At 72.8% G+C, this 26,662-nt stretch carries 25 protein-coding genes and 1 pseudogene; 18 read left to right on the top strand and 8 right to left on the bottom strand.

Annotation, left to right across the window (positions count from 1 at the left end):
• Positions 1-69: 69 nt before the first annotated feature.
• From ACFV57_RS14390 to ACFV57_RS14380, 3 genes are all read left to right on the top strand, one after another.
• A complete protein-coding gene (locus tag ACFV57_RS14390) occupies positions 70-1,170 on the top strand; it encodes a PLP-dependent aminotransferase family protein (RefSeq protein ID WP_385230479.1) in 1,101 nt (366 codons plus the stop codon).
• Positions 1,171-1,345: 175 nt separating this feature from the next.
• A complete protein-coding gene (locus ACFV57_RS14385) occupies positions 1,346-2,401 on the top strand; it encodes a LacI family DNA-binding transcriptional regulator (protein WP_385230476.1) in 1,056 nt (351 codons plus the stop codon).
• A 385-nt stretch (positions 2,402-2,786) separates the two neighbouring features.
• Positions 2,787-4,592 (top strand): coagulation factor 5/8 type domain-containing protein, encoded by a 1,806-nt coding sequence (locus ACFV57_RS14380; protein WP_385230473.1) that lies wholly within the window; start codon positions 2,787-2,789, stop codon positions 4,590-4,592.
• A 124-nt stretch (positions 4,593-4,716) separates the two neighbouring features.
• Here the strand turns inward: ACFV57_RS14380 and ACFV57_RS14375 are convergent, their stop codons facing one another.
• Positions 4,717-6,909, bottom strand: coding sequence for an NACHT domain-containing protein (locus tag ACFV57_RS14375; protein ID WP_385230470.1), 2,193 nt, complete (start codon positions 6,907-6,909; stop codon positions 4,717-4,719).
• 293 nt (positions 6,910-7,202) lie between these two features.
• On the opposite strand from ACFV57_RS14375, the gene ACFV57_RS14370 reads away from it, so the two are divergent.
• The 3 genes from ACFV57_RS14370 (at position 7,203) to narI (ending at position 9,593) form a co-directional block, all read left to right on the top strand.
• Positions 7,203-7,808 carry a hypothetical protein gene (locus ACFV57_RS14370; protein ID WP_385230464.1) on the top strand — a complete coding sequence of 202 codons (606 nt, stop codon included), beginning with the start codon at positions 7,203-7,205 and terminating at the stop codon, positions 7,806-7,808.
• A gap of 220 nt (positions 7,809-8,028) precedes the next feature.
• Positions 8,029-8,850, top strand: a complete 822-nt coding sequence (locus ACFV57_RS14365) for a molybdopterin-dependent oxidoreductase (RefSeq protein ID WP_385230461.1) — start codon at positions 8,029-8,031, stop codon at positions 8,848-8,850.
• Entirely contained in the window at positions 8,847-9,593 is a 747-nt protein-coding gene (gene narI / locus ACFV57_RS14360; protein WP_385230458.1) for a respiratory nitrate reductase subunit gamma, read from the top strand. Before ACFV57_RS14365 ends, narI begins: the two co-directional genes overlap by 4 nt.
• A 96-nt stretch (positions 9,594-9,689) precedes the next feature.
• Here narI and ACFV57_RS14355 read toward each other — a convergent pair whose 3' ends face one another.
• Entirely contained in the window at positions 9,690-10,580 is an 891-nt protein-coding gene (locus ACFV57_RS14355; protein WP_385230825.1) for a SigB/SigF/SigG family RNA polymerase sigma factor, read from the bottom strand.
• Between the two features lie 282 nt (positions 10,581-10,862).
• Here ACFV57_RS14355 and ACFV57_RS14350 point away from each other — a divergent pair, with 282 nt between their 5' ends.
• The 5 genes from ACFV57_RS14350 to ACFV57_RS14330 are packed head-to-tail and all read left to right on the top strand — an operon-like array spanning position 10,863 to position 15,105.
• Positions 10,863-11,747, top strand: a complete 885-nt coding sequence (locus tag ACFV57_RS14350; RefSeq protein WP_385230455.1) for an STAS domain-containing protein — start codon at positions 10,863-10,865, stop codon at positions 11,745-11,747.
• Complete coding sequence (locus tag ACFV57_RS14345; protein WP_385230453.1) at positions 11,744-12,154, top strand: STAS domain-containing protein; 411 nt, start codon at positions 11,744-11,746, stop codon at positions 12,152-12,154. The genes ACFV57_RS14350 and ACFV57_RS14345 overlap by 4 nt, the downstream gene beginning before the upstream one ends.
• Positions 12,138-12,626: an ATP-binding protein gene (locus tag ACFV57_RS14340; RefSeq protein ID WP_385230450.1), complete on the top strand. Its 489-nt coding sequence runs from the start codon at positions 12,138-12,140 to the stop codon at positions 12,624-12,626. The genes ACFV57_RS14345 and ACFV57_RS14340 overlap by 17 nt, the downstream gene beginning before the upstream one ends.
• Positions 12,623-13,639, top strand: coding sequence for a SpoIIE family protein phosphatase (locus ACFV57_RS14335; RefSeq protein WP_385230447.1), 1,017 nt, complete (start codon positions 12,623-12,625; stop codon positions 13,637-13,639). The genes ACFV57_RS14340 and ACFV57_RS14335 overlap by 4 nt, the downstream gene beginning before the upstream one ends.
• Positions 13,636-15,105, top strand: a complete 1,470-nt coding sequence (locus ACFV57_RS14330) for a PP2C family protein-serine/threonine phosphatase (RefSeq protein ID WP_385230444.1) — start codon at positions 13,636-13,638, stop codon at positions 15,103-15,105. The genes ACFV57_RS14335 and ACFV57_RS14330 overlap by 4 nt, the downstream gene beginning before the upstream one ends.
• Here the strand turns inward: ACFV57_RS14330 and ACFV57_RS14325 are convergent.
• A complete protein-coding gene (locus tag ACFV57_RS14325) occupies positions 15,094-15,534 on the bottom strand; it encodes an ATP-binding protein (protein WP_385230441.1) in 441 nt (146 codons plus the stop codon). The genes ACFV57_RS14330 and ACFV57_RS14325 overlap by 12 nt on opposite strands.
• 312 nt (positions 15,535-15,846) lie before the next feature.
• Between ACFV57_RS14325 and ACFV57_RS14320 the strand changes: the two genes are divergently transcribed.
• The gene (locus ACFV57_RS14320) at positions 15,847-16,272 is read left to right on the top strand and encodes an SRPBCC family protein (RefSeq protein WP_385230822.1); all 426 of its coding nucleotides are present in this window, start codon (positions 15,847-15,849) and stop codon (positions 16,270-16,272) included.
• A 44-nt stretch (positions 16,273-16,316) separates the two neighbouring features.
• Here ACFV57_RS14320 and ACFV57_RS14315 read toward each other — a convergent pair whose 3' ends face one another.
• Together ACFV57_RS14315 and ACFV57_RS14310 are read right to left on the bottom strand one after the other, a co-directional pair.
• A complete protein-coding gene (locus ACFV57_RS14315; RefSeq protein WP_385230438.1) occupies positions 16,317-16,742 on the bottom strand; it encodes an STAS domain-containing protein in 426 nt (141 codons plus the stop codon).
• A 192-nt stretch (positions 16,743-16,934) separates the two neighbouring features.
• Positions 16,935-17,459: a MarR family winged helix-turn-helix transcriptional regulator gene (locus ACFV57_RS14310; RefSeq protein WP_385230435.1), complete on the bottom strand. Its 525-nt coding sequence runs from the start codon at positions 17,457-17,459 to the stop codon at positions 16,935-16,937.
• A gap of 99 nt (positions 17,460-17,558) precedes the next feature.
• Here ACFV57_RS14310 and ACFV57_RS14305 point away from each other — a divergent pair, with 99 nt between their 5' ends.
• Positions 17,559-18,722 (top strand): PP2C family protein-serine/threonine phosphatase, encoded by a 1,164-nt coding sequence (locus ACFV57_RS14305; RefSeq protein WP_385230432.1) that lies wholly within the window; start codon positions 17,559-17,561, stop codon positions 18,720-18,722.
• 98 nt (positions 18,723-18,820) lie between these two features.
• On the opposite strand, the gene ACFV57_RS14300 is transcribed toward ACFV57_RS14305, so the two are convergent.
• Positions 18,821-19,054 carry a hypothetical protein gene (locus ACFV57_RS14300; protein ID WP_385230430.1) on the bottom strand — a complete coding sequence of 78 codons (234 nt, stop codon included), beginning with the start codon at positions 19,052-19,054 and terminating at the stop codon, positions 18,821-18,823.
• 260 nt (positions 19,055-19,314) lie between these two features.
• Between ACFV57_RS14300 and ACFV57_RS14295 the strand changes: the two genes are divergently transcribed.
• Complete coding sequence (locus tag ACFV57_RS14295; RefSeq protein ID WP_385230427.1) at positions 19,315-20,157, top strand: glutamate racemase; 843 nt, start codon at positions 19,315-19,317, stop codon at positions 20,155-20,157.
• Here ACFV57_RS14295 and ACFV57_RS14290 read toward each other — a convergent pair.
• A complete protein-coding gene (locus tag ACFV57_RS14290; protein ID WP_385230819.1) occupies positions 20,063-21,322 on the bottom strand; it encodes an MFS transporter in 1,260 nt (419 codons plus the stop codon). The genes ACFV57_RS14295 and ACFV57_RS14290 overlap by 95 nt on opposite strands.
• A 146-nt stretch (positions 21,323-21,468) precedes the next feature.
• Here ACFV57_RS14290 and ACFV57_RS14285 point away from each other — a divergent pair, with 146 nt between their 5' ends.
• From ACFV57_RS14285 to ACFV57_RS14270, 4 genes and pseudogenes are all read left to right on the top strand, one after another.
• Positions 21,469-22,398 carry a LysR family transcriptional regulator gene (locus ACFV57_RS14285; RefSeq protein ID WP_385230424.1) on the top strand — a complete coding sequence of 310 codons (930 nt, stop codon included), beginning with the start codon at positions 21,469-21,471 and terminating at the stop codon, positions 22,396-22,398.
• Positions 22,399-22,644: 246 nt separating this feature from the next.
• Positions 22,645-23,955: a phytase gene (locus ACFV57_RS14280; protein ID WP_385230421.1), complete on the top strand. Its 1,311-nt coding sequence runs from the start codon at positions 22,645-22,647 to the stop codon at positions 23,953-23,955.
• A gap of 104 nt (positions 23,956-24,059) precedes the next feature.
• Positions 24,060-24,590 carry a hypothetical protein gene (locus ACFV57_RS14275; protein WP_385230418.1) on the top strand — a complete coding sequence of 177 codons (531 nt, stop codon included), beginning with the start codon at positions 24,060-24,062 and terminating at the stop codon, positions 24,588-24,590.
• Positions 24,591-24,670: 80 nt separating this feature from the next.
• Positions 24,671-24,919, top strand: a pseudogene (locus tag ACFV57_RS14270) (RDD family protein); the annotation flags it as partial.
• Between the two features lie 153 nt (positions 24,920-25,072).
• Here the strand turns inward: ACFV57_RS14270 and ACFV57_RS14265 are convergent.
• Positions 25,073-26,476: an MFS transporter gene (locus tag ACFV57_RS14265; RefSeq protein WP_385230415.1), complete on the bottom strand. Its 1,404-nt coding sequence runs from the start codon at positions 26,474-26,476 to the stop codon at positions 25,073-25,075.
• Between the last annotated feature and the right edge of the window lie 186 nt (positions 26,477-26,662).

Below are 26,662 nucleotides of genomic sequence, written 5' to 3'. Positions count from 1 at the left end.
CACCGCCGTACCCGTATCACCGCCGTACCCGTACGACGATTTTCCGAGAACCGAGAACGGAGACCCACCATGTTCCACTTCTCGCGCGGCATCCCCCCGCAGGAAGCGATCCCCTCGCGACAGATCGCCGAGCACACCGCCGCCGTCCTGCGGGACAGCGAGGACCGGGTGTTCCAGTACGCGCCGATCGGCAACCACACCGGTGACGCGGCGCTGCGGGAGCAGATCGCGGCCTTCCACTCGGTCGGCGCCGACCGGATTTTCGTCACCAACGGTTCGCTCCAGGCGCTCGACCTGCTCGCCGCCCACCTCCTGGCGGGCGACCGCAAGGACGTGTACGTGGAGGCCCCCACCTACGACCGCGCGGTGCAGATCTTCGAGCGGCACGGTGGGCAGGTCTCCGGCGTCACCCTGCGGCACGACGGCCTCGACCTGGACGCCCTCGAAGCCCGGCTGGCGACCCGCGTCCCCGCGCTCGTCTACGTCATCCCGGACTTCCAGAACCCGAGCGGCGTCACCATGAGCGAGGACAAGCGCCGCCGCCTCGTGCAGCTCGCCGAGACCCACGACTTCCTCATCCTGGAGGACATCCCCTACCGGGAGCTGCGGTACGGCGGCGAGGCACCCGCCGGGTTCTTCGAGCTGGCGCCCGCCGGACGGGTCATCACCATGGGGTCGCTGAGCAAGATCCTCAGCCCGGGGCTGCGCGTGGGGTACGTCATCGGCGAGCCCGCCACGCTCGGCGCCCTGGCCGCGCTCGCCGAGGGGACCTACCTCTCGCCCGCCCCGCTGCTCCAGGCCGTCGCCGCGAAGGCCCTGGAGGCCGGGCTCGCCCAGGAGAACGTGGCGCGCGTCCGCGAGCTGCTCGGCCCCCGGCACGACGGCGCGGTCAAGGCCGTGCGCGAGCTGCTGGGCGAGGACGCGCTCATCGCCGTACCGCACGGCGGCTACTACGTGGGCGTACACCTGCCCGTCGCCACGGACGAGGCGACGTTCCTGAAGGCCGCGACGGCCGACAGCCTGAAGCTGACCCGGGGTTCGGGCTTCTACCCGGGCGACGCGGCGCCGCCGGAGGGCAGGGTCTTCCTCCGGCTGCCGTTCCAGTCCTTCGAGCCGGACGAGTTCGCCGCCGGCGTCGAGCGGCTGGCCGCGGTGGCGGCGAAGGGCTGACGACCAGGTACCACCAGGTCTCCCGGGAACCGCCAGGTACCGGACGTGCTCCGGGCGGAACGGACTCCGCCCGGAGCACCGGACCGGCGCGGCGCGAGCCGTCGCCCGCCTCCCCGCTCCCGGCGGTGAACCTCTGCCTGTCTAAGCGTCCCAACTGACCGCTATAAAAGGCCGTATGACTCGTGAAACACCGAAGTCCACGCGACCGGCCACTCTGGAGGACGTCGCCCGGGCCGCCGGGGTGTCGCGTGCGACGGTCTCCCGGGTCGTCAACGGGTCCTCCTCCGTCGACCCGGTGCTGCGCCACAAGGTGCGGGAGGCCGTCTCGGCCACCCACTACGTGCCCAACCACGCCGCCCGCTCCCTGGTGACCCGGCGTACCGACTCCATCGCCCTGGTGGTCTCCGAGCGCGAGCGGAGCCCCGTCGTCCGTACTCCCTTCATCGGCCGGATGTTCACCGACCCGCACTTCGGGCGGGTGGTCAGCGGGCTGATGGAGGTGCTGCGTCCCGCCCGGGTGCAGACCGTGCTGATGCTCGCGGACGACGCGGCGTCCTGCGGGCAGGTCCTGACGTACCTGCGCCAAGGCCACGTGGACGGCGTGGTGCTGGTGTCCTCGCACCCCGACGACCCGCTGCCCCGGATGCTGGCCGGGACCGGCCTCCCCGCCGTGCTGGCCGGGCGGCCGGGCCGTACGGTCCCACTGCCCTACGTGGAGGTCGACCAGCGGACCGGGGTCCAGCTGGCCGTGGATCACCTGGCTTCCCAGGGGCGCCGCCGGATCGGCACGGTGGCCGGACCGCAGGACATGCCCGCGGCGCAGACACGCCTCGAAGGGTTCCGCAGAGCGCTGAAGAGCACCGGTATCGGCGACGCCCCCTGGGCCGAGGGGGATTTCACGCGCGCGGGCGGCGCCGCGGCGATGCGGCGGCTGCTGGAGCGGTGTCCTGATCTGGACGGCGTGTTCGTCGCCTCGGATCTGATGGCGCTGGGCGCCGTGCCGGTGCTCCTGCGCGCGGGACGGCGGCTCCCGCAGGACGTGGCGGTGGTCGGTTTCGACGACAGCGAGGCGGCCACGGCGTGCGATCCGGCGCTGACGACGGTCCGTCAGCCGGTGGAGGAGATGGCGTCCGAGATGGCGCGGATCGTACTGCGGCAGATCGAGGGGGCCAACGGTGCTCCGTCGTCGGTGATCTTCCGGCCGGATCTGGTGGTACGGGAGACGGCGTAGCGGGGCGATGTCGGCGGGCGGGCCCGCTCCCGTACGGCTCACACCCGTACAACCCGCTCCGGTACGGGCTGCCGTCACCTCCTGAACGCAACCAGGCCGCGGCTCACGCCCGTTGCGTGCCTTGATTTCGCCGCCACCGGCTCCCGAACGCTGACATAACGGGACCAGACTCTCCCTCTCCCACTCCCGCCATGCACATGCCCTTGACGCCGCGTTCGTGTCAGCGCCACCATCCCCACACGCAAGAGAGCGCTCTCTCGCCCGTAAGTGTTCGTTCCTTGAAGCCCGGACAGGCCTACCCGGGCACCCCGCACCTCCCGGCACCCCCCCACTCCTCGGCCCCCGACACCTCTCGCCCGGCGGGCCGACGACTCAGGAGACTCCCATGCCCGTACCCCCCGTACCTCCCGGCCCGTCCCCCTCGCGCCGCCGCGTCCTCGCCACCGCGGCAGCCGCGCTTCCCGCCGCCGGCCTGCTCGCCCGGACCGGAACGGCGGCCGCGGCACCGGCACCTCGCGCGCCGGGCCGGTCGGCCGACGCGCGGCTGCCGGGCGGCGGCGACCTCGGCCCGAACGTGATCGTCTTCGACCCCGGCACGCCCGGCATCCAGGCCAAGCTGGACGAGGTCTTCGCGCGGCAGGAGAGAGCGCAGTTCGGCGGCGGCCGGTACGCCCTGCTCTTCAAGCCGGGCACGTACCACGGGCTCAACGCCCAACTGGGGTTCTACACCTCCATCATGGGCCTGGGGCTGTCGCCCGACGACACGCTCATCAACGGCGATGTGACGGTCGACGCCGGCTGGTTCGACGGCAACGCCACCCAGAACTTCTGGCGCTCGGCGGAGAATCTCGCGCTGAAGCCGGTCAGCGGCACCAACCGCTTCGCCGTCTCCCAGGCGGCCCCGTTCCGTCGTATGCACGTCAAGGGCAACCTCAACCTCGCGCCGGACGGCTACGGATGGGCCAGCGGCGGCTACATCGCCGACTGCCGGATCGACGGCACCGTGCAGCCGTACTCGCAGCAGCAGTGGTACACCCGCGACAGCTCCGTCGGCGGCTGGCTCAACGGCGTGTGGAACATGGTCTTCTCCGGCGTCGAGGGCGCCCCCGCGCAGTCCTTCCCGGACCCGCCGTACACGGCTCTTCGGACCACGCCGGTCTCCCGCGAAAAACCGTTCCTGTACCTGGACCGCGGGGAGTACAAGGTGTTCCTGCCCGCGCTGCGCACCGGCGCCCGCGGCACCACCTGGGGCAGCGGCACACCGAAGGGAACGTCCCTGCCGCTGAGCCGGTTCTACGTGGTCAAGGAAGGGGCGACCGCGGCGACCGTCAACGCGGCGGTCGAGCAGGGCCTGCACCTGCTGTTCACTCCCGGCGTCTACCACGTGGACCGGCCGATCGAGATCAAGCGGGCCGGCACCGTCGTCCTCGGCATCGGCTACCCCACGATCGTCCCGGACCACGGGGTGAGCGCGATCAAGGTCGCCGACGTGGACGGCGTACGGCTCGCCGGGCTCCTCGTCGACGCGGGCCCGCAGAACTCCGAGGTCCTGGTGCAGATCGGCCCCAAGGGCGCGTCCGCCGGGCACGCGGCGGACCCGATCACCGTGCAGGACGTGTTCGTACGCATCGGCGGCGCGGGCGCGGGGCGAGCGACCACCAGCCTGGTCGTCAACAGCCACCACACGATCGTCGACCACACCTGGATCTGGCGCGCCGACCACGGTGACGGGGTGGGCTGGGAGACCAACCGGGCCGACTACGGTGTCGTCGTCAACGGCGACGACGTCCTGGCCACCGGGCTGTTCGTGGAACACTTCAACAAGTACGACGTGCAGTGGAACGGCGAGCGCGGCCGCACCGTGTTCTACCAGAACGAGAAGGCGTACGACGCCCCGAACCAGGCGGCCGTCCAGAACGGCTCCACCCGCGGCTTCGCCGCCTACAAGGTCGCCGATTCCGTCACCACGCACGAAGCCTGGGGAATGGGCAGCTACTGCTTCTACAAGGACGACCCGACCATCGTCCAGGACCACGGTTTCGCCTCGCCGCGGGTGCCCGGGGTGAAGTTCCACGGGCTGCTGGTGGTTTCCCTCGGCGGCAAGGGCCAGTACGCCCATGTCGTCAACGACCACGGCGCGCCGACCTCCGGCTCGGACACCAAGCCGTCGAAGGTGGTCTCGTACCCCTGATCCCGCGTACGGCTTGTCGCCGAGGACGGACGACCGCGCCCGGGGCCCACCCGCCACCGCCCTGGCGTATCAGAGGCCGCCTGTGGGGTGGCCTCTTCGCCGCGGGCCCGGTCGTCCCGCCCCCTCACTCCCGCGTCCTCCCGGCGGCCGGTTCGGCCAGCCGGTCCTGGAGGCGGGCGTGGCGGAACTGGTAGACGGCGCCGGTCTGGCGCAGTACGCCCCGGCGGTGGGCGTCCGCGAGGAACCTCGTCAGCCGCCAGGGGATGCGGCCCCGCAGCGCGAGCCAGCAGCGGCTGGCGGCGTACCAGGCCCAGGCGCTCGCCGCCAGGCCGGTCTGGAAGCGCGAGGTGAAGCGTCCGGCCAGCCCTACGGCCAGGCCGCTGCCCAGCCCGAAGAGCGCGGCCGCCTCGATGCCGACGGTGAGTCCGAACTCGCCCCGGCCCAGGAGGACGCCGGCCAGCACGCCCGAGCCCAGGGTCTCCACGACGGCGCGGATCGCGCTGACCGTGCGGTCGTCCCGCATGACGGACCAGGGGGTCGGCGAACGGATCGCGTCCGCCGGCGTGTTGAGGCACATCATCGCCCCGAAGGCGAGCCCCGCGCCGAGCCCGACGGCGAACGACACCTTCGCCATCCCCGCCACGCCGCCCACCAGCCCGAACCCCAGCGAGGCCGCGAGCGCGGCCGCGATCAGCGCGCCGAAGCCGGTGACGAGGCCGAGTGCCTGGCCCACGGCGAACTTCCGGACGATCGGGCGCAGCCGCCCCCGGATCTCCAGGTTGACGCAGCCCGGGTGCGCCGGGGGCGCGGCCATCAGCCCGGCGCCGAACCCGCCCGCGAGCCCGGCGGTCATCCCCACGTCCCACCCGGCGCCCGCCGCCACCCCGAGCCCCGCGACGCAGCCGGTCGCCACTTCCAGGACCACCCCGACGGCTTTGTGCCCGCCCTGGGGCAGGCCGTGGTGCAGGTGCCACAGCACCAGGTCGCGTGTCCGGTTGCGCTGGAGGTGCGCCGCGAGGAAGGCCAGCCAGTGGTGTGCGTGCTCGGGCGGGTAGTGCGGCCGTCCCGTTGCCGTCCGGTCCGATTCGGGTGCTGCCGAGGGAGGTGCGGGCAGGTGCTGGTAGGCGGCGGGGAGGAAGGCGTCCAGCAGGTGCCCTTCGACTGCTGCCCGGTCGGGGAACCGCTCCGGGTCCAGCAGTTCGCCGGGGTCGGCGGACGGATCGCGGTAGACCGTCCGCAGCAGGGAGGTCATCAGCGGCGACGACAGTGCCCCGGCCAGCGGGCCGTGCGGCTGCTGCCGCAGGTGGGCCAGTACGGGGGTCCAGCGCTCCCCTATGGTCACGCCGCCCGCGTCGAGGAAAGCGATCACGTCGTGCGCGCCCACCGGCTCCAGCTCCACCACCGCGGCCGTGGTCAGCACCGTCCCCCCGGTCTCCACGGCCGTCTCGTACTCGATGCTGCGGCAGGTGACCACCATCGGGTGGGCGGGCGCGATCCGGTCGAGCGCTTCGAGGGCGGCCCCGTGCAGCAGGGCGGGCATCTCGTCGAGGCCGTCGAGGACGGGCAGTACCGACCCGTCGGTGACCAGCCCGCGGGCCGCGTCCGCGCCGAAGACGTCGGTGTTGGCGAGCGCCGGGTAGTCCTCGACCAGTCGCCGGACCACCCAGGTGTGCAGGTGCTCGGTGCGCGGGTCCCAGGAGGAGAGCGACAGCAGGACGGGGACCGGCCCGCCGTGGTCGCGCCGGTGTTCCAGCAGGCCCAGCGTGAGCAGGATGGCGAGTACGGTCTTGCCGGCTCCAGGGTCGCCGAGCAGCACGAGCCGTCGGCTGCGCAGGCCCAGGAAGTTCCTGAGGAGTTCGTCGTGGCCGTCTCCCGGCAGGCCTCCGCCCGACCCGCTCAACTCGCCTGACGCTCCGTCACCTGATCGCGTGGCGCTGTCGGCGGCGCCCGGCCGGGGCACGACCGGGCGGCTGGTGGCCGACCACCGCAGCCGCAGGGGGTGGGGGCGGTGCAGCATCCGCATCTCCGCCTCCGCGGACCACTGGCTGAACAGGGTGCGCGCCAGCTGGTCGGCCGCACAGGCCCGCGGGTCGCGTTGCGGCTGGTCCGCCCCCTCGGCGGCGCCGGACGCGGCCCTGCGCCGGCTCTCCACCACGGCCGCCAGGATCGCGGCGACCACGGAGAGGGGCCAGGCGAGCCACAAGTACGGCTCGACGGGCTTCGGTACGGCCGTGCCGGCGATGTTGACGGAGAGGGGGATCACCACGACGGTGATGACGAAGACCACAACGGTGGTGAACTGCGAGGGGCGCCACATCTCCCGGCGTCTCCTCCCTCCCGGGCGGCGGCACCCCCGACCGGCTCGGCCGGGCCCTCCGCGCTGCGACCGTCCCAGCATGTCGGGAGTGGGACGCCGGTGTTCGGTAAGTCACCCGAGTGGGTGAAAAAGTCGCAGCGGAACGGGATGCGGGCGGGGCGGCGGCCTCCGGAGGGCAATTCCGCCGCGGACCGGGCAACTCCCCGCCCGCCCACTTTTGTTGGCCGGCTGGCGGTAACCGGTGTGAAGATGACCGTACGCGTTTCACCCCGGCCACCACTCCTGGAGAAGTCGTGCGCAAAACCTTGCTGCTGTTACCCGTGCTGCTCTCGGCGGCACTCACCGCTTGCGGCAGTACCGCCCCGCCCTCGCAGTCCCCCGACGGCCCGCCTTCGAAGGCGGCAGCCGCCGCACCGGAAGAATCGGCAGCCTCTCCCGCGCTTCTGGCATTCGGCCGCCCACTGGCCTGGCAGCGCAAGGACGGCTCCGGGCGCGGCACCGCAAAGGTCTTCGGCTACCGGCAGTCGGCCGCTTCCGGCGACTCGGCGGGCGACGGAAAAGGGAAAGACGGCTCCGTATGGGCCGCTCTCGACATAGAGGTGTGTGCGGAGTCCGGGAGTGTGACCGCCACCGGCTCCGACTGGAGTCTGCTTTATGCCGACGGGACGGCTGTCGCGCCGTCCGAGACGGAGCGCGACGTTTTCCCGCGGCCCCGGTTCCCCGTCGAAACGCAGGTACGGGCCGGCGAATGCACCCGCGGTGAAGTCGTGTACTCGGTGCCCGCGGACCGCAGGCCGACTCGGATTCATTACGCGGCGACCATGGATACCGGCGACATGCGTCCCCCGGCGTCGGACGGTTGGGCGGTCCCCAAGGCGACCGGGACGCCCCGGCCGTAACCGGCCGCGTTCCGCCTTACGCCGCTGCCCGGGGCACGAGAATGTGTCGTTCAGGTGACCTCCGCACAGCCACGGCCCAACACGAGGAGAACAACTCCCAAAGCTGGCCAATTGACGAAAAGGTGACTTTGTGTCGGCCCGTCGCGGGAGGAATCCGGGGTCGTTTCGTGACGTGGCGTGCCGAGCGGGTCCGCCACCCGGTCCCGGAAGGAGCCCTCGTATGTGGCGTGGCAGGGCGAAGGCGGAACGTGCCGCGGCGGACGCGGCCGAACGGCTTCTGGCGGCCGGGGGGCTGTTGCGGCGGGTGCCGGTGACGGACGACGGTCGGGCGGTTTTCCGCACGGATCAGGGGGTGAATGACGCGCCTTACCGTGAACGGTGGGCGCACGACAAGGTGGTGCGCTCCACCCATGGGGTGAATTGCACAGGATCGTGTTCGTGGCAGGTGTTCGTCAAGGACGGTCTGATCACGTGGGAGACCCAGGCGACGGATTATCCGTCGGTGGGCCCGGACCGTCCGGAATACGAACCGCGGGGCTGTCCGCGCGGGGCGTCCTTTTCCTGGTACACCTATTCGCCGACCCGGGTGCGCTACCCGTATGCGCGCGGGGTGCTGCTGGAGATGTACCGGGCGGCGCGGGCGCGTCTGGGCGACCCGGTCGCCGCCTGGGCACAGGTCACCGGGGACCCGCAACAGCGGCTGCGCTACCAGCGGGCGCGCGGCAAGGGCGGGCTGGTGCGCGTCGGCTGGGACGAGGCCCTGGAGATCGCGGCCGCCGCCCATGTGCACACCCTGCGCGAGCACGGCCCCGACCGCATGAATCTCGACACGTGCATCGGCTGCCACACCTGCTCGGTCACCTGCAAACAGACCTGGACCAACCGCACCGGTACGGAATACGTGTGGTTCGACAACGTCGGGACCCGGCCCGGCCCGGCCCGGACCGCCGACCGCCTCCTGGCCCGTACCGGACCACCGCCCGTGGAGACCGTGGGGCCGGCCCCGTTCCCCGGCTCCGGACCCCGAGGAGTCCGACGGTGAACCATCTGCACACCGCGCTGTGGGGCGTGCTCCCCTATGTCGTCGTGACCCTGTTCGTCGCGGGCAGCGCCTGGCGCTACCGCTACGACCGCTTCGGCTTCACCACCCGCTCCAGCCAGCTGCACGAGAGCACGCTGCTGCGCGTCGGCTCGCCGCTGTTCCACTACGGGATGCTCTTCGTCGTCGCGGGCCACCTCACCGGCCTGCTCATCCCCGAGACGTTCACCGAACGCGTACACGTCCACGAGTGGCTCTACCACGCCAACGCCCTCGCCATCGGGGGCGTGGCCGGGCTGGTCACGACGGCGGGCCTGGCCCTCCTGGTCTTCCGGCGGCTGTGCGTCCCGGCGGTGCGCGCGGGCTCCCTGCGTACCGACCGTGTCCTGCATCCGCTGCTCGCCGCGACGCTGATCGCCGGGCTGGCCGCCACCGCCACCACGACCGGCACCCACCCGTACGACTACCGGCAGGGCGTCTCGGTCTGGTTCCGCTCCCTGTTCGCCTTCGACCCGGACGTGCCGGTCATGGCGCACGCGCCGTTCGTCTACCGGCTCCATACGCTCCTGGGCCTGGCGCTGTTCGCACTGTGGCCCTTCAGCCGGCTCGTGCACGCCTTCACCGCGCCCGTCGGCTATCTCGTACGCCCGTACATCGTCTACCGCCCGCGCGGGCCGCAGGGGCACGGGAGCCGGGGACGGAAAGGGCGGTTCGGTACGGGGGAGGAATGGGTACACCGTTCATGATGAGGCTTTTCACCCAGATTGCTCTGAGAGGTGCCCGCCGGACCTGCAGCCGGACGGCGCGGCACGCACCGACACCCCGGCTCCACCGGCATCCGGCTACTGGTCCAGCATCCCCTTCCGCAGCTGCGCCAGGGTCCTGGAGAGCAGCCGTGAGACGTGCATCTGGGAGATGCCCAGCTCGGCGCCGATCTGAGCCTGTGTCATCTCCTTGACGAAGCGCATCTCGATGATGCGGCGCCGGCGGTCGTCCAGCTCGTGCAGCAGCGGGGCCAGCGCGTTCAGGTTCTCGACCAGCTCCATCGCCGGGTCGTCGTCGCCCATGACGTCGGCGATGGCGCGGCTCTCGCCGGCCGCGCCGGCCCCGTCGCCCGGACCGTCGAGCGAGCCCGCCGTGTAGCCGTTGCTCGCGGCGATCGCGTCGACGACCTCGTCCTCGCCGATCTCCATGTCGGCCGCCAGCTCGGGGACGGTGGGCTCGCGCCCCAGGTCGGCGGAGAGCCGCTCCCCCGACCTGGACAGCTCCACCCGCAACTCCTGGACCCGGCGGGGCACATGCACGGCCCAGGTGGAGTCGCGGAAGAAACGCTTGATCTCACCGACGATGTAGGGGACGGCGAAGGTGGAGAACTCGACCTCGCGGGAGAGGTCGAACCGGTCGATCGCCTTGATCAGGCCGATGGTGCCGACCTGGATGATGTCCTCCGCGTGCCCGAGATCCTGGCCCCGGCCGCGGAACCGGGAGGCGGCGAACCGCACCAGTGAGAGATTCATCTCGATGAGCGTGTTGCGCGCGTACTGGTACTCGGCCGTCCCCTCCTCCAGCGCGGCCAGCCGGACGAGGAAGAGCTTCGACAGCTCCCGGGCGTCCCGGGGCGCCACCTTGGTCGCGTCGGGCACATGGGGCAGGCCGGGCGCCCGCGCCGCCCGCCCCGCGCCCGCGGCCCGCGCCGCCTCCGGTCCCGCTGCACTGTCCTGCACGGCAAGCATGGTCACGTCTTCACCCTTCACAGTACGTACGGTCAGGTGCACCTGCCCTACTCTTAGGTGTTCAACCCTTGCCAGTGGGAAACAGTTGCTCATGAGGTGGCGGAAGAGCGAGGGGCACGGGTTCGGGGCGCGGCCGCAGTGGTCCGGCCTTCATGCCCTGGCCTGCGCTCGGTAACATTTGCCGGACGGCAATGGAAGATCGCGTGCGGTTGAACACGCACCGCGCGAGCAGCACACCACGCGCGCTTGTGCTATCGCCAATCACCAGGAAAGGACCATGGGTTGAGTTCCACCGAGGCCGCGGCACGCGAGCGTGTCATCGGCGCGCTGCGCGCAGAGTCCGACACCGTCTCCGACCGCTGGGTGCAGCTGCAGCTGGCCCAGGACGAGATGCGCGAGATAGTCAGCGAGGGCGAACTTCGCGAGGAGGCCGACGCCTTGCTCGGTGCCCTTCTCCAGGGCCTGGAGAGCGACGTCCCGGCGAACCGGGTGGTGGCCACCGACCGGCCGCTGCGCCAGGCCGTGATCGATCTCTCCATGCGCAGGGCCCGGGCCGGCGCCATGCCGACCGTCACCTCGCTGGCCGTCCTCTCGCTCAAGGAAGCGCTCCTGGAGGCGGTACAGCGGCAGACCCGGGACACCGAAGAGCTCTTCGCCAGCGCCGTCCTGGTCAACCGGCTGCTGGACAGCGCCGGAGCGCTCTCCTTCGAGACGTACGTGGAGGGCCGCGAGGAGATCATCCGCCGGCAGAGCCGGCAGCTCCTGGAGGTGTCCACGCCGGTCGTGCGGCTGTGGCGGCAGGTCCTGGCCGTACCGCTGATCGGTACGCTCGACACCACCCGCACCCAGGTCGTCATGGAGAACCTCCTGGAGGCCATCCAGGAGCACGAGGCGCTGGTCGCCATCATCGACATCACCGGTGTGCCGACCGTCGACACCGCGGTCGCCCAGCACCTGATGCAGACCGTCAACGCGGTGCGGCTGATGGGCGCGGACTGTGTGATCAGCGGCATCCGGCCGTCCATCGCGCAGACCATCGCCCAGCTCGGCATCGACCTGTCGACCATCTTGACCCGCACCACCCTCGCCGACGCGCTGGCCGCCGCCGTCAGACTCACCGACGAGGCGGCGGACCAGCCGTCCACGGGCGTGCGGGAGAACCGTTGAACGCCCGGCCCACGGCCGGAGTGCCCATCCTCAGGCTGGGCGACGTGCTGGTCACCGGGCTGCTCAACGAGCTCGACGACGCCACGGTGGTGGCCTTCACCGAGGAGCTGACCACCCGTATCACGGCCGACCGGGCCCGCGGGGTGCTCATCGACATCTCCCGGCTGGAGATCATCGACTCCTTCGTGGCGCGGACGCTGATGGAACTCACCACGATGGCGCGGCTCCTGGGCGCCCGTGTGATCGTCGCGGGTATGCGTCCCCCGGTGGCCATGACCCTGGCCGAGCTGGGACTGCGGCTGACCGGCGTGGAGACCGCCCTGAACGCGGAACACGGCATGGCGGCCCTGGGCTGGCATCAAAGTCCCCGTCCCGCAGGAGAGGTACCGCATGACGGGACCCGGTGAATTCGGCAGTGCCGGCGCCGCCGGTACCACGACGCTGACCGGTGACAGTACGGAACGGGCGGGCCTGCCGGCCGACGCCACGGTGCTCACCGTGCGCAGCGAACAGGACCTGCTGGCGATCCGGCACGCGGTGCGCGACGCCACCCTCACGGTCGGCTTCAGTATCGTCGACCAGACCCGGGTGGTCACGGCCGCCAGCGAGCTGGCCCGCAACGCCTACATCCACGGAGGTGGCGGCACGATAAGCATCGAGTACCCGACCCGGCCCGGCGCGGTGGGCCTGCGGCTGACCGTGCACGACTCCGGGCCCGGCATCGCCGACATCGACGCCGCGCTCACCGACGGCTACACCACCGGCGCGGGGCTCGGCCACGGGCTGGGCGGCGCGCGGCGCCTGATGGACGAGTTCGAGATCCGCACCCGCGAGGGCGGGGGCACGACGGTGACCGCGACGCGGTGGGCCGACCGTTGACCCTGCCACCCGCCGCCCACCCGACGGCGTACGTCCCCGTCGACCACTACAGCGCCGTACACCTGGCCGCCCAGACGGCGCGGTCGGTCGCACAACGCCGCGGGCTCCAGGGGGCGCTGCCCGACCAGGCCGCGGTCATCGCGTCCGAGCTGGGCAGCAACCTCGCCAAGCACGCGGTCGACGGGGCGCTGTACGTCCAGGAGCTGCCGCTGGGCAACGGCGTGGAGATCATCGCCGCGGACCGGGGGCCGGGGATGCGGGAGTTCCGGCGCTGTCTGGCCGACGGGTACACGACGACCGAGACGCTCGGTGCCGGTATCGGCGGCGTCAACCGCATAGCCACCAGTTTCACCGTCCGGACCCACGAGCCCGGCGGCACCGTGGCCTGTGCGCGGCTCACGCCGCCCGAGGACGCGGACGCCGGCCGCCGGGCGATCGGCTCGGTCTGCCTGCCCGCCGAGCGGGAGGAGGTCAGCGGCGACGCGTGCGCGGTGGCCGAGACCGGGCAGGGGCTGACCGCGATCGTCGTCGACGGCCTCGGGCACGGGCCGCCGGCGGCCGAGGCGGCGCAGCTCGCGCTGCGTACCTTCGCCAGGGCCCCGGACCAGCCGCTGCCCGCTCTGCTGACCGGTTTGCACCGCGCCCTGCGGCACAGCCGGGGCGCTGCCGTCGGGCTGCTGCGGCTGCACGCCGGGCGCGCCCAGTACTGCGGGATCGGCAACGTACGGTGCGTGACGCTCACGCAGCAGGACGTCCGGCACCGCCTGACCGGCCAGCCCGGCGTGGTGGGACTGGAGATGCCGCACCCGGTGGTCCGTGACCTCCCCTGGGAGCCGCACTTCACCGCCCTCCTGCACAGCGACGGCATCGACCACCGCTGGGCGCACAGCCCGGACCCCTTCCTCGTACGGCTGCCCGCGCCGCTGCTGGCCGCGGCCCTCATGCACGGCCACCGCCGCAGCCGGGACGACGCGACCGTACTCGCCGCCAACCTCCACCAGAGACTCTCGTGAAACGCCACACCTTCCACGCGCTGCCGGCGCTGCGCCATGCCGTGCGCCGGCTGGGCGCGGCCAACGCCCTGCCCGTCGAGACCCGGGCGCGACTCGTGCTGTCCGTGAGCACGCTGGCCGACACGGCGCTCCGCGCCGGGTACGGGGTCACGCTGGAGTCGGCCCGCACGGCTGCGACGGATCGTTCCTCCTCGGCGGGGTCCGCGGACGCGGGTTCCGGCGGGCCGTCAGGGCGCGCCCCCGGTAACGGGACCGGTCCGCAGGACGCCGCGGAGCCGGGTGCCGGTTCCCCCGCCGGGGCCTCGCGTGCCGACGGCGGCGCCGCGACCGGCTTCCTCGCCGTCACACTGCGCACCCCCGCCCCGCTGCTCGCACCGCCCGCCGGTGCCGGGCTGCTGCTTCCCGCCGAGGTGTCGCCCGATGCGGCCACCTGGCACGTACCGCTCCCGCCCGGGACGCCGGAGGTCCGTATCCCCGCGGGGCGGCGGTCGGACGGCACGACGACCGGCGGCGGACGGGCCCGCGGCGGCGACGCTCCCGCGGGCCCGGCCGGCGACGGGGCCGGCCCGGTGGCCGACCCGGCCGCCGAGACCGGTCTGCTGGAGGAGGAACTGCGGGTCGCCCTGGCCCGGGTGGACTCCCTCGCCACCGACCAGCGCCGTCTGACGCATGAACTGGCCGAGACGAACAGCGGCGTACTGGCGCTGTACGTGCAGCTGGAGGAGCGCGACGAGCAACTGCGGACGGCCCACGGCCACATCCTGCGCGAACTGGAGGACGCGCTGCGCCCGCCGCCGATCGCGGTGGACGGTCTGGAGCTCGCCGTCCACTACGCGCCGGCCGGCACCGACGCGCCCACCGGCGGCGACTTCTACGACTGGTTCACGCTGCCGGACGGAACGGTCCACATCACCGTCGTCGACGCGCTCGGGCACGGCGTACGCAGTACGCGCAGTGCGCTGAACGTCACCCACGCCGTACGGACCCTCGCGCTGGAAGGCCACCCGCTGAAGTCCATCGTGGCCCGGACGGACGAGATCCTCTCACCGCTCGACCCCGAGCTGATGGCCACGGTGCTGCTGGCCCGGATCGACCCGGTCAGCGGGGACCTGGAACTCGCCAACGGCAGCCATCCCCCGGCGCTGGTCGTACGGAGCGCGGGCAAGGAGGAGTATCTGGAGGTCCGCGGGCGCGGGGTGGGTTATCCGTTCCCCGGCAGCGAGCGGCTGCTGCACGCGCGGCTGGACGACGGCGACCTGCTCGTCCTGTACACCGACGGGCTGACCGAGAGCCGCCGGGACCCCAGGGAGGGCGAGCAGCGGCTGGCCGAGAGCGCCCGGCGGCACCGCGACCGGCCCATCGGGGAGATTCCCGGAGCCATCGCCGAGGACATGCACACCGTCATCCTGCACTCCGACGACACGCTCGCCCTGGCCGTGCGGCTGTCGCCGCGCTCAGGCGGCTGACGGCCGGTTCACCCGGGCGACGACGGCGCTGACCGTCTTGCCGTGCGGGGAGGTCTCCACCGAGGTGGAGACGGCGAGGCGGCGGACCATCGGCCAGCCGAAGCCGCCGCCCTCGCCGCGCACGTCGGGGTCGCGCTCGCACGGCGGCCGGGGGCTGGCGTCGGCCACGCCCACCGTCACGATGCCGGGGCCGGCCGCCAGGCTCAGGGTGCACGTCCGGGTGTGGGTGTGCCGGACGGCGTTGGTGACCAGTTCGGAGACGATCAGTACGACGGCGTCGGCGGCGTCCCGGTCCGGTGGCGGTCCCAGCCCTTGCAGAAAGTCACCGGCGACATCCCGCGCAACGGCAGCCGCTTCAGGACAGTTCTCCAGCGTCACCACCAGCGACGGCGCTGTGGAAACCCTGTGCGGGGCCGTGGCGCTGCTCATCGGTTTCACCTCGTTTCCCGTTGGACCGTAAGGCGTACAAGTAGGCACCTTTCCCGCCAGGCAACGACGCAATCACACCGACACATACGGAACTGCGAGTTCCCCATGGGGCGATATCCCGCCCCGGCGGATTGCCCCCGGCCGGTACCCCGGCGGCCGGGTACTTGCCGGGCCACGGGGTACAAGGGCAACCCCGGACCGTGTGCCGACACGACCGGGCAGGGTACCCGGACACCCGCGAACGCGGCCGTACGCGGCCGTGGGAGCGGATGCCCGGTGGCGAACACCCACGAGACCAAGGAGGAATACGTCATGTCGTCCTCGCTGCTGGAGAGTGTGGACATCGAGGCTCCCGTCGCGGTGAGCTGGGCGCTGTGGTCGGACGTCACGCACTGGCCGAAGTTCCTGAGCCATGTGCGGCTGGTCGAGCGCCTGGACGACACGCATTTCGCCTGGCAGCTGTCACTGCCGGGCGCGGACAAGAATTTCGTGGCGGAACTCACAGAGGTGAAACCCCACGAACGCATCGCCTGGAAAACGACGGAAGGCGTCCATCACGCGGGAGTCGTCACCTTCCACCGGCTCAGTGACACGGCGAGCCGCGTCACGCTGCAAATAGATTACTCACCGGAAGGTTTCGTGGAGCATCTGGGTGCCCTGACCAACCTGGACTCCACCCTCGCCAACTATGACCTGGGTGAATTCAAGAAACTCGCGGAGACGGTCGTGGCGGGCTGAGGCGGGGCCCGGCCCCTGGGGTCCGCTTCGTACGGGCCGCCGCTTCACGGCCCGTACGGCCGCTCCCCCGCACCGGCCACGCCGTCGGCCGCCCCGGCCTCCCCCACCGTCGCGTACAGCGGGAGAACGCCGTCCAGGCCGGTCAGCTCGAAGAGCCGGCGCAGCCCCGGGGACGGGGCGGCCAGGCGCAGCCGGGCACCCAGCGCGGCGTGCTGTTGCAGCAGCACGTTGACCGTCGTGGAGTCCGCGAAGTCCACCCCGGACAGGTCGACGACCACCGGTCGCGCGGCGCTGTCGCCCGGTCCGGTCCCGTCCCGCGCGGCGCCCGCCTCGCGCAGGGCCTCGTCCAGTGGCGGGACGGTGTCGATGTCGAGCGGTCCGGTGACGGTGACGAGCAACGCGTCCCCGGCACGGCGGCCTTCCCGCACCACGACCCGCGTCGGCCGGTCTGCGCTGGGCTGTGACTGCACGGTGATCCTCAGGCGATAACGGGGCCGGTGGCCGGAAGCGGACTAGCCGTCCGGCCGGATGGAGTGATCAACAATAGAAGCGATTGTTGCCGTTTGACAATATTCCAGAAAGGCAACAATCTTGTCCCCGTCACTGTGCAACACGGCTCTGCCCGGAGTGACTTCGGATCGAGAAGCGGGGCCTGAATGACATCACGCACTGTCCGCGCTGTCCGCGCCCAGCGAGCGGCGGACGGCGAGCGGACTGCTGTCCTGGGCCGTACGGTGCAAGGAGGCAGCCCTGCGGAACGCCGCCAGGCCGGACGCCAGATCGGCGACCTGCGCCGGGTCCATGCGTGCCACGATGGCGGCGACCTCGCTCGTGCGGGCCGCCCGGTACTCCTCCAGGAACGCCCGCCCGCGCAGGCTCAGCCGCAGCTCGACCTCCCGTCGGCTCGTCGCGCTCGGACACCGTTCGGCCAGGCCCATGGCCTCCAGACGGTCGCAGAGACGACTCACCGCGGGCGGACGCGAGCCAAGTTCGTCGGCGAGCGCGCGCAGGTTAGTACCCTCGTATTCCTCGATCACCAAAAGAGCCCGCAACTGGGACGGCGAGACCTGCGCGGAGCGTGCCGTCTCCTGACCACGACCCCACAGGACCTCCAGCAACTCGGAGGCGGCAAGGGTGGCCTCGGTCACCTGCTCGCGTGGGTACGACTGACCGGGGAAACGGGACACACGACCACTCTGTCACCCTCCGGCCGCCCGCGTCAGCCCGGCCATGTCGAAATCCACCGAAATAAGAATGTTTGAGAGACCGTGACCCTGAGCTGTGATGTGGAAAGAGCGGTCCGCGCAGCGGCACCGCACGCCCTGGTGGACGTGCTGCGCTCAGCGCTCGCCGCGGCCTACGGAGCCACGTCCGTGCAACTGTTCCTCGCGGACTACGGCGGTACGGTGCTCAGGCCGTTCTCCTCGCTCGACGAGGGCACCACGGGCGCGCTGTCCGTCTCCAACACCCCGGAGGGACGCGCTTTCGGCAGCCAGGAGCGGCACGAGCAGCAGCTCCGGCACGGCAACGCCGTCGATCACCACCTGCCCGTGACGGTCCGCGGCGAACGGCTCGGCATCCTGACCGTCCGGCTGCCCAACGAGCGCAACCTGCCCGAGGCCGTCGACGACCTGGCACACGCGGCGGACCTGCTCGGCCACGAGATCCTCGTCGCCGAGCGCGACACCGACGTCTACCAGCGGGCCCGCCGCGCCACCCGGCTCACCCTGGCCGCCGAGATGCAGTGGCAGCTGCTGCCCGCCCGCGCCTGCGCGGCCGAGGAGTACGCCATCGGCGCCCAGCTGGAGCCGGCCTACGCGATCCACGGCGACAACTACGACTGGGCCGCGGACGCGAACGAGCTGACCCTCGCCGTCACCAACGGCATGGGCACCGGCATCGAGGCGTCGGTCCTCTCCCACCTCGCGGTCAACGCGCTGCGCAACGCCCGCCGCGCCGGCATCGGCATCGCGGACCAGGCCGCCCTCGCCGACCAGGCCCTCTACGGGCAGTACCGCGGCTCCGCCTACGTCTCGACGCTGCTGCTCCGCTTCGAGCTCGCGACCGGGCGGGTGGAGGTCGTGGACGCCGGCTCCCCGCAGCTGTGGCGGCGCCGGGGCCGCACCATCGACCTGGTGCCCCTGGAGCCGCAGCTGCCGCTCGGCATGTTCGAGGAGACGCAGTACGTGGCCCAGGAGTTCGAGGTGCTCCCCGGCGACCGGCTCCTGTTCGTCAGCGACGGCGTGTACGCGGCGGTCTCGCCGCCGGGCGAGGAGTACGGCGAGCACGCCCTCGCCCGCGCCATCCACGCCACCAGCCTGCTTCCCGCGGCGAGCGTGCCCCGGGCCGTCCTGCGCGACCTGTCGGAACACCGCGACGCGGAGTCGATGGACGACGCGCTGGTGCTCTGCCTCGACTGGTTCGGAAAGTCCGGCGACGGGCGCCGGTGAGGCGGGCCTGACGGTACGGCCGGGAGCCGCACCGGCGACGGACCGGGCCGCGCGTCCTGAGTGCGCGGCCCGGCACCGGAAGAAGCCGGGTCGGCGCCCTACTTCTTGATCCAGCCCTTCTTCACCAGCGCGTCACACGTGGCCACCGGGTCCTTCTTCCCCTTGTACTGCTTCTTCACCTCCTTGAGGCAGTCGGCGTAGGGGAACGGGGGCCCGCTCGTCCCCGCCTGGGGGTGCGCCGTGGCGGCCACGGCCACCTGGGCGGCAGCCCCCGTGAACAGCACACCGCTCATCGCCACCGCCGCGGCCAGGGCGAAACTCGTCCGTCGCATGGTCGTCCACTCTCCTTCACGTCCGCTCACGCCGGAGCCCTGCGCTCCGGACACGCGAGATCCCTCCCGCGGCTCGCCGGAGGCCGGCGGCTCGAAAGGACCCGTCCACGCCCAACGAGCCGACCGGTCCCGGGAAACGCCGTTCCATGCCATCTCGTCGGGATTGGCCATGTTCCGGGAGCCGGCCGCCGTCCAGACTCCGTGCCGGTGACAGCGGCAACCGGCCGCGCACCGGAGACAGCAGGCAGGGAGAACAGAGCATGGGCGCGTACGTGGACAGCCGCGAGGACCACCGTATGGACGACCGGGTGACCATCGCCGTCATGGACGCGGGCATCGGCCTGCTGGCGGCGGCCGCCGCCGTACGCCACCTGCGCCCCGACGCGGACCTGGTCCTCTCCTCGGACCCCGAAGGGATGCCGTGGGGGCCGCGCACACCGCGGGACATCACGGCCCGTGCCCTCGCCGTCGCCGCATCGGCCGCCGCGCACCGCCCGCAGGCACTGATCGTGGCCTGCAACACCGCCACCGTGCACGCCCTGCCCGCACTGCGCGCCCGCTTCGAACCGGACCTGCCGGTCATCGGCACGGTCCCCGCGGTCAAGCCGGCCGCCGCGGCCGGCGGCCCCGTCGCCGTCTGGGCCACCCCCGCCACCACGGGCAGCCCGTACCAGCGGGCCCTCATCCGGCAGTTCGCCGACGGCACATCCGTCACCGAGGTGCCGTGTCCCGGGCTCTCCGACGCGGTCGAGCACGCGGACCAGGCCGCCACCGGCCTCGCGATCGCCGCCGCGGCGCGGCGCACCCCGGAGGACGTCCGGGCCGTCGTCCTCGGCTGCACCCACTACGAGCTCGTCGCCGAACGCATCCGCGCGGCCGTCCGGCGCCCCGGCCGGCCGCCGCTCGCCCTGTACGGCTCGGCCCACGCGGTAGCCGCCCAGGCCCTGCGCCGCATCGGCCGCCCGCCCGCCCCCGAGTCCCGCGCCGACGGCACACTGACCACGATCCTCAGCGGGCGCGAAGCTCCCCTTCCGGCTTCGGTGCTGACGTACGCGCAGGGGCGGCTTCTGCTGCGGGCAGCAGGAGCGGTGTCGCCAGCATGAGGACGCCGGCGGTCACGATCGCCGTGCGGGGGCCGGTGGCCGCGGCGAGCAGGCCCCACAGGGCGGTCAGTGCCGCGACGACGAGTTTGGTCGTCACCGACCACGCGGACAGCGTACGGGCGACGCGGTCCGAGGGTGTCAGGGTGAGCCGGTAGGTGGCGAACACCGGGTTGAAGACGCCCATGCAGGTGATCAGGCCGAACTCGACGGCCATGACGAGCACCAGCCCGGAGACGCCGGGGTGGACGAAGGCCAGGCCGAGCAGCCAGCAGGCCCGCAGGGTCCCGGCGGTGCGCAGGACGGTGTGCTGCCCGTAGCGGGCGACGAGCCGGGGCGAGAGGCGCGAGCCGAGCAGGCCGCCGAGGCAGGGCACCGCGAAGGCGAGGCCGTACTGCCAGGGGCTGAAGCCGAGGCGGCCGAGCATGAGGACGGCGAGCGGCGGTGCGGTCGCCATGATCAGGCCGCTGACCAGGGCCATGTTGAACAACAGCGGGCGCAGGGACGGGTGGGCCAGGAGATACCGCCAGCCTTCGAGCAGGCCGCCGGCGCGGGCCCGCGCCGGTGCGCCCGTGCGCTCCGGGCGCGGCTCCCCGCCGCCGATCGCCCGGATGCCCGCGGCCGAGAGCAGATAGCTGACCGCGTCGGCCAGCACGGTCACCACCGGCCCGAACAGCCCGACGGCGGCGCCGCCGAGCGGCGGTCCGAGCACCGTCGCGGTCCAGGTCGTCGCCTCGAACCGGCCGTTCGCGACGATCAGGTCCGGCGCCGGTACGAGCGCTTTCAGGCAGGCGCCGCCGGCCGCGTTGAACGTGATGTCCGCCGCCGCGACGACGACCGCCACGACCAGCAGCTGGCCGAAGCCGAGCAGGCCGAGCACATACGCGGCGGGGACACTCGCCAGTGCCGCGAACCGGACCAGGTCCATCGCGATCATCACGGACCGCTTGCGGCGGAACTCCACCCAGGGGCCGAGCGGCACCGCCGCCACCGCCCCCACGGCCGTCCCGGCCGCCGCCAGCGCCGACACCTCGGCGGGCCCGGCGTGCAGCGCCAGGAGCGCGATCAGGGCGAACGCGTCGAAGGCGAGCCGCGTCCCGAACGTACTGATCGCGTACGACGCCCACAGCCACCGGAACCGCCGCCCCAGCGACGGCCCGGACCCCATGCCCCCCATGTCGAGCACACCCCTCGTCGTCCGGTGGCCGGACCACCGGCCGTTGCGCTCCGCCATCGAAGCGGGTCCCGGGCGTACGGGCAAACAACCGGCGCGAGCACGGCGCACAACCGCTGGTTGTGGATAGCGTGAGCGGCGTGGATCTCAACGCCGTACGCACCTTCGCCGCCGTCGCGGACACGGGGCAGTTCCAGGAAGCCGCCGCCCATCTGTCGATCACCCAGCAGGCCGTCTCCAAGCGCATCGCGGCGCTGGAGAGGGACCTCGGGGTGCGGCTGTTCACCCGTACCGCGCGCGGGGCCCGGCTGACCATCGACGGGCAGGCGTTCCTGCCGCACGCCCGCGACCTCCTGCGGGCCGCGGAGCGGGCGGCGGCTTCCGTGCGGCCCGGCAGTCGCGCGCTGCGCGTCGACGTGATCGGCCGCCGCCTCGCCCCGGCCGACCTGGTGCGCGCCTTCCACCGTGCCGGTCCCGCGGCCGAACTCGATGTCGTGACCCTCTTCGACGCCGAGGCGGCCGTCGCCGCGATCCGCTCGGGCACGATCGACGCGTCGTTCCGCGCGGTCACCGTGCCCGCGCGGCAGCTTCCCGACGGGATCGAGGCGGCCCGGGTGCTGGACGAGCCGATCCAGCTCCTCACCGGCCCGGACCACGCGCTGGCCGCGGCCCGTACGGTCACCCCCGCGCAGCTCGCCGGGCACCGGATCTGGATGCCCGGCCTCGTCGCCGGTACCGAGTGGGCCGCCTACTACGCGGACCTCGCCGCCGCGTTCGGGCTCACCATCGAGGTGACCGGGCCGGACTTCGGCACCGAGCCGCTCCTCGACACCATCGCCGGCTCGCCGTCGCTGGCGACACTCGTCGGCGAGGGGACGTCCTTCGTCTCGCCCGCCGGCCACGGTCTGCGGCGCGTCGCCGTGGTCCGCCCGACCCCGGTCTATCCGCACTCGCTGCTCTGGCGCGGCGACAACCCGCATCCCACGCTCGCCGCGCTCCGCGCCTTCCTGGGGAGCGTGCGGCCGGACCGGCGGGACGAGGGGACCTGGGTGCCGGGGTGGGCGTGGTGACCGGCCGGTCGGGGCCATGAGCCGGGGGCATCGGCCCGAGTGCGGCCCAGGGAGGGCCCGAGGCTGGTCCAAGGAGGGGTGAAGGAGGACCCGAGACGGGCTCAAAGTGGGGTCAATCAGGGCTCGGCCACTGCCTGTTCACGTTCCGGACGCGAGCCGGACACGTTACCTATCGGTAAGTCGTCATACGCGGGCTCCAGACTCCCCCGGTCTCTCCACCGCCCTCCGACCTCCAGGAGCCCCCACATGGCCGCCTTCCGCAGCGCCCGGACCACAACACTCGTGCTCGCCACGGCACTTGCCGCGCTCGCCGCCACAGCAGCCCCCGCTCCGGCCGGTGCCGCCCCGTCCGCCGCGCCGCCCGCCGTCACCCCGCGGGCCGAGACCCCGGCCCTGCACGACGACGCGGCGGGCGGCAACGCCGACGCGGACGATCCGGCGATCTGGCGCAACGCCGCCGACCCGGACCGCAGTCTGGTGATCGCCACCGCGAAACAGGGCGGCCTGCGCGTCTACGACCTCGACGCCCGCGAGGTGCAGGCCCTGCCCGCACCCGCCGCGCCCGGCCCCGGCCACGCGCCCGGCCGCTTCAACAACGTCGACCTCGTGCACGGTCTGCGCCTGTCCTCGGGCCGCGCCGACCTCGCGGTGACCAGCGACCGCGGCGGCGACCGGCTGCGCTTCCACCGCATCGACCGCGACCGCGCGGGCGGCCCGCTGACCGACGTGACGGACCCCGCGGCGCCGCCCGTCTTCTCCACGTCCCAGCAGGAGATCGACGAGCAGCGCACGGCGTACGGCCTGGCCACCTGGACCGACAAGGCCACCGGCCGCGCGTACGCCCTGGTCAGCCGCCGCGAACGGACCACCCTCGCCCTTCTCGAAATCCTCCCCGGCTCCGGCGGCACGGTCGGCTACCGCAAGGTCCGCACCCTGGACCTGCCCGCCGCCTTCCGTCTCCCGAACGGCACGTCCTGGTCCCCCTGCGCCGAGCCCGGCGAACTTCCGCAGGTCGAGGGCATGGTGGTCGACCCGGACACCGGCACCCTGTACGCGGGCCAGGAGGACGTCGGCATCTGGCGGCTGCGCGCCGACCTGACCGGCGCGCCGAAGCTCATCGACAAGGTCCGCGAGTACGGCGTCCCCGCCACGTACGACGAGGCGGCCGGCAAGTGCGTCGCGGGCGCCGACCCGGGCTACGGCGGCCGACGCCTGAAGGCCGACGTGGAGGGGCTGACGCTGGTCACCGAGCCCGGCGGGGACGGCTATCTGCTGGCGTCCAGCCAGGGCGACGACACGTTCGTCGCCTACGACCGGGAGATATCCGACGGCAACGAGTACGAGGGCGGCTTCCGCGTCACCGCGGCCTCGGCGGTGCTGGACGGTTCGGAGGAGTGCGACGGGGCCGCCGCGCTGGCGGCGCCCCTGGGCGCCCGGTACCCGAAGGGGCTGCTCGTCGTGCAGGACGGGCACGACACTCCCGGGGACGAGGTGCGGCCCTCGACCGGTTTCAAGTTCGTCGGCCTGGGGGACGTGCTGGACGCCGTGGACGACTGATCCGCGGGCGGCGGACCGGGACCGGCCGCCGGGCGGGATCTGCGACGCGCGGTTCACCCATGGCGGATGAAGCGGGCCGCGCCGGGCGGCGCTGCGATGCGGCCATGGGTGGACACCGCGGCGCCGAAAGCCCGCTGGAAACGATTCTGCTGCTCGGGCCGCGGCTGGCCCTGGGCGCCGTGGCCGCCGCGGATGCGGTGGCCGGACGCGCCGGGGCGGAAATGGGCCGTCTCCGGCGCGCCGCGCTGCGGCGGCTCGTCGCCGCGGTCGTCGACCAGCTCGACCTGGACGACCTGGTGTCCCGGGTGGACGTGAACAGGGTGGCGGACCGGGTGGACGTGAACCGCGTCGCGGACCGCGTCGATGTCGAACGGGTCGCCCGCCGTGTCGATGTCGACGCGATGGTCGACCGGGCCGATCCGGTCGCGCTCACCCGGCAGGTGCTCGACGAGATCGACGTCGGGCGGATCGTCCGGGACACGGGCGGCGGCCTGACCGGCGAGGCGCTGGATGCCGTACGGCTGCGGAGCGCGCGGGCCGACCGGCTGGTGGACGCCTTCACCGACCGGCTGCTGCGACGGAACGGGACCGTACCGTCGTCACGACCGCAACCGCCCGACCGGCCTCCCCGGTGACCCCTCCCCCGCCCACCGACGGGCCCTCCCCACTGCAGGGCCGCACCGCGGGTCTGGTGTCCCGCGCCCTGGCCGCCGTCATGGACGCCCTCGTGGTGCTGGGCCTCGCCCTGCTGGCCGGGCTGGGCGCCGGGACCGTGCGCTTCCTGGTCCTCGGGCCGCCGTTCGACCTGCCGAAGCCGTCGGACTGGCTGACCGGCGCGCTCGGCTTCGCCCTCGCCACCGGATATCCGGCCGTGTGCTGGACGGTGACGGGCAGGACGGTGGGCGGCCTGCTCATGGGGCTGCGGGTGGTGGACCGTTCGGGACGGCGGCTCCCGCCCGGCCGCGCCCTGCTCCGCGCCGTACTGTGCGTCGCGCTGCCGCTGGGGCTGCTCTGGGTGGCGTTGAGCAGGCGGGACGCGTCCGTTGCCGATGCCGTCGTGCGCAGCGCTGTCGTGCACGACTGGTACGGGAGCCAGGTCCGCGACTCGTCCGTCCCGTCAGTCCGCTCCCTGCCGGTGAGGGAGCAGCAGGGCGGCGACGAGACCGGCGCATCCGATGGCCGCCAGGACGATCAGCGCGGCGGCGTACGAGCCGAAGGCCAGGTCGGCGACGAGGACGGTGCCGGCGACCGCCGTGCCGAGTGACGAGCCGAGGTTGGAGACGCTGCGCGACAGACCGGAGATCTCGCCCTGCTGTTCCTCGGGGAAGCTGGACTGGACGACGTTCACCGACGGGGTCAGCATCACCCCGAGCCCCAGGCCGATCATGAGCAGTCCGGGCGTGCTGGCCCAGGCGCTCGACGTGTCGCCGGCCAGGGCCAGGAGCGTGGCGATGCCGGCGACCGTCACGGCGAAGCCGGTCGTCACGAGGGTCCGCGGGGTGCGCCGCTTCGCGAAGCGCTCGGCGGCGAGCGAGGCCGCGAGGAGGCCGGCGGTGGCCGCCGTGAAGACCACGCCGGTGCGGATCGCGTCGTAGCCGCGTACGACCTGGAGGTAGGCGGCCACCACGAAGGACACACCCATGAGGATCAGCCACTGGAGGTTCTGGGTGAGCAGGCCGAGGTTGGACGTGCGGTTGCGGAACAGGCTCGTCGACAGGAGCGGTTCGGCGCCGGCGCGCTCCTTCGCCCGTATCCACCGGAAGAACCCGGCCTGGACGAGGACGCCGAGCGCCAGCAGCCCCGCCGCCAGCCAGCCGTTGTCGTCGGTGGCGAGGATGCCGGTGACGACGAGGACCAGGCCGACGGCCGACAGGGCCGCGCCGCCGAGGTCGAAGGGGCGCGAGGGCTCCGGGGGCAGCGGATCGGCGATCCGGCGGCTCAGGACGACGATCGCCGCGACCACCAGCGCCTGGAAGACGAAGGCCGCCCGCCAGCTCAGGCCGGAGGTGATCAGTCCGCCGATCAGCGGACCGGCGGCGGCGCCGATACCGCCCATCGCCATGATCGCCCCGAACGCGCGGGCGCGGTCGGCCAGTTCCGTGAAGTACAGCGTGGTGAGGATGTAGACGGGCGGGATGAGCAGGGCCGTGCCGACGCCTTCGAGGATCGAGTTGCCGAGGATAAGGACGCCGAGGCCGGGCGCGGCGGCGCTGAGCAGGGCGCCGACGCCGTAGACGGTGAGGCCGGCCACCAGGCACCGTTTGCGGCCGAAGCGGTCGGTGAGCTTGCCGCCGGGGATCATCAGCGCGGCCATGACCAGCAGGAAAATGGTGATGGCGAGCTGCACTCCCTGCACGCTGGTGTCCAGGTCCCGGCTGATGTCGTTGATCATCACGTTCATGTTGGAGCCGGCGAAGCTGCAGATGAACTGGGCGAGCGCGAGCGGCACGAGCACCTGCCGGGGGGTGCTCGGGGCGGGCCCGCGGGTGCTCGATCCGGTGGGGGTGGGCGGTACGGCCATCGTCTCGACTCCGATCGCGTTCGTCCGGCGTGCGGCGTGTGGTGTGGGGCCGTGCGGCGGGCGCGGTTCAGCATCGTGGCGGGGTGATCGCGGGTCGTCACCCGCCGGGGGTGACGACGGGCCGGGCGGGCGGGGGCAGGCTCGGCGCCGAGGGCGGGGCACTCCGCACCGCCCCTAAGACGGAGG

The organism is Streptomyces sp. NPDC059788 (assembly GCF_042732265.1).
Taxonomy (GTDB): Bacteria; Actinomycetota; Actinomycetes; order Streptomycetales; family Streptomycetaceae; genus Streptomyces.
This window is presented reverse-complemented; position numbering and strand designations above follow the sequence as displayed.

What these genes read in the sequence shown, in the direction of transcription:
- ACFV57_RS14390 (WP_385230479.1), top strand. Translation starts at nt 70, where the DNA reads ATGTTCCACTTCTCGCGCGGCATCCCCCCGCAGGAAGCGATCCCCTCG.
- ACFV57_RS14385 (WP_385230476.1), top strand. Translation starts at nt 1,346, where the DNA reads ATGACTCGTGAAACACCGAAGTCCACGCGACCGGCCACTCTGGAGGAC.
- ACFV57_RS14380 (WP_385230473.1), top strand. Translation starts at nt 2,787, where the DNA reads ATGCCCGTACCCCCCGTACCTCCCGGCCCGTCCCCCTCGCGCCGCCGC.
- ACFV57_RS14375 (WP_385230470.1), bottom strand. Translation starts at nt 6,909, where the DNA reads ATGTGGCGCCCCTCGCAGTTCACCACCGTTGTGGTCTTCGTCATCACC.
- ACFV57_RS14365 (WP_385230461.1), top strand. Translation starts at nt 8,029, where the DNA reads ATGTGGCGTGGCAGGGCGAAGGCGGAACGTGCCGCGGCGGACGCGGCC.
- ACFV57_RS14355 (WP_385230825.1), bottom strand. Translation starts at nt 10,580, where the DNA reads ATGCTTGCCGTGCAGGACAGTGCAGCGGGACCGGAGGCGGCGCGGGCC.
- ACFV57_RS14340 (WP_385230450.1), top strand. Translation starts at nt 12,138, where the DNA reads ATGACGGGACCCGGTGAATTCGGCAGTGCCGGCGCCGCCGGTACCACG.
- ACFV57_RS14325 (WP_385230441.1), bottom strand. Translation starts at nt 15,534, where the DNA reads ATGAGCAGCGCCACGGCCCCGCACAGGGTTTCCACAGCGCCGTCGCTG.
- ACFV57_RS14320 (WP_385230822.1), top strand. Translation starts at nt 15,847, where the DNA reads ATGTCGTCCTCGCTGCTGGAGAGTGTGGACATCGAGGCTCCCGTCGCG.
- ACFV57_RS14300 (WP_385230430.1), bottom strand. Translation starts at nt 19,054, where the DNA reads ATGCGACGGACGAGTTTCGCCCTGGCCGCGGCGGTGGCGATGAGCGGT.
- ACFV57_RS14295 (WP_385230427.1), top strand. Translation starts at nt 19,315, where the DNA reads ATGGGCGCGTACGTGGACAGCCGCGAGGACCACCGTATGGACGACCGG.
- ACFV57_RS14290 (WP_385230819.1), bottom strand. Translation starts at nt 21,322, where the DNA reads ATGGGGTCCGGGCCGTCGCTGGGGCGGCGGTTCCGGTGGCTGTGGGCG.
- ACFV57_RS14280 (WP_385230421.1), top strand. Translation starts at nt 22,645, where the DNA reads ATGGCCGCCTTCCGCAGCGCCCGGACCACAACACTCGTGCTCGCCACG.
- ACFV57_RS14275 (WP_385230418.1), top strand. Translation starts at nt 24,060, where the DNA reads ATGGGTGGACACCGCGGCGCCGAAAGCCCGCTGGAAACGATTCTGCTG.
- ACFV57_RS14265 (WP_385230415.1), bottom strand. Translation starts at nt 26,476, where the DNA reads ATGGCCGTACCGCCCACCCCCACCGGATCGAGCACCCGCGGGCCCGCC.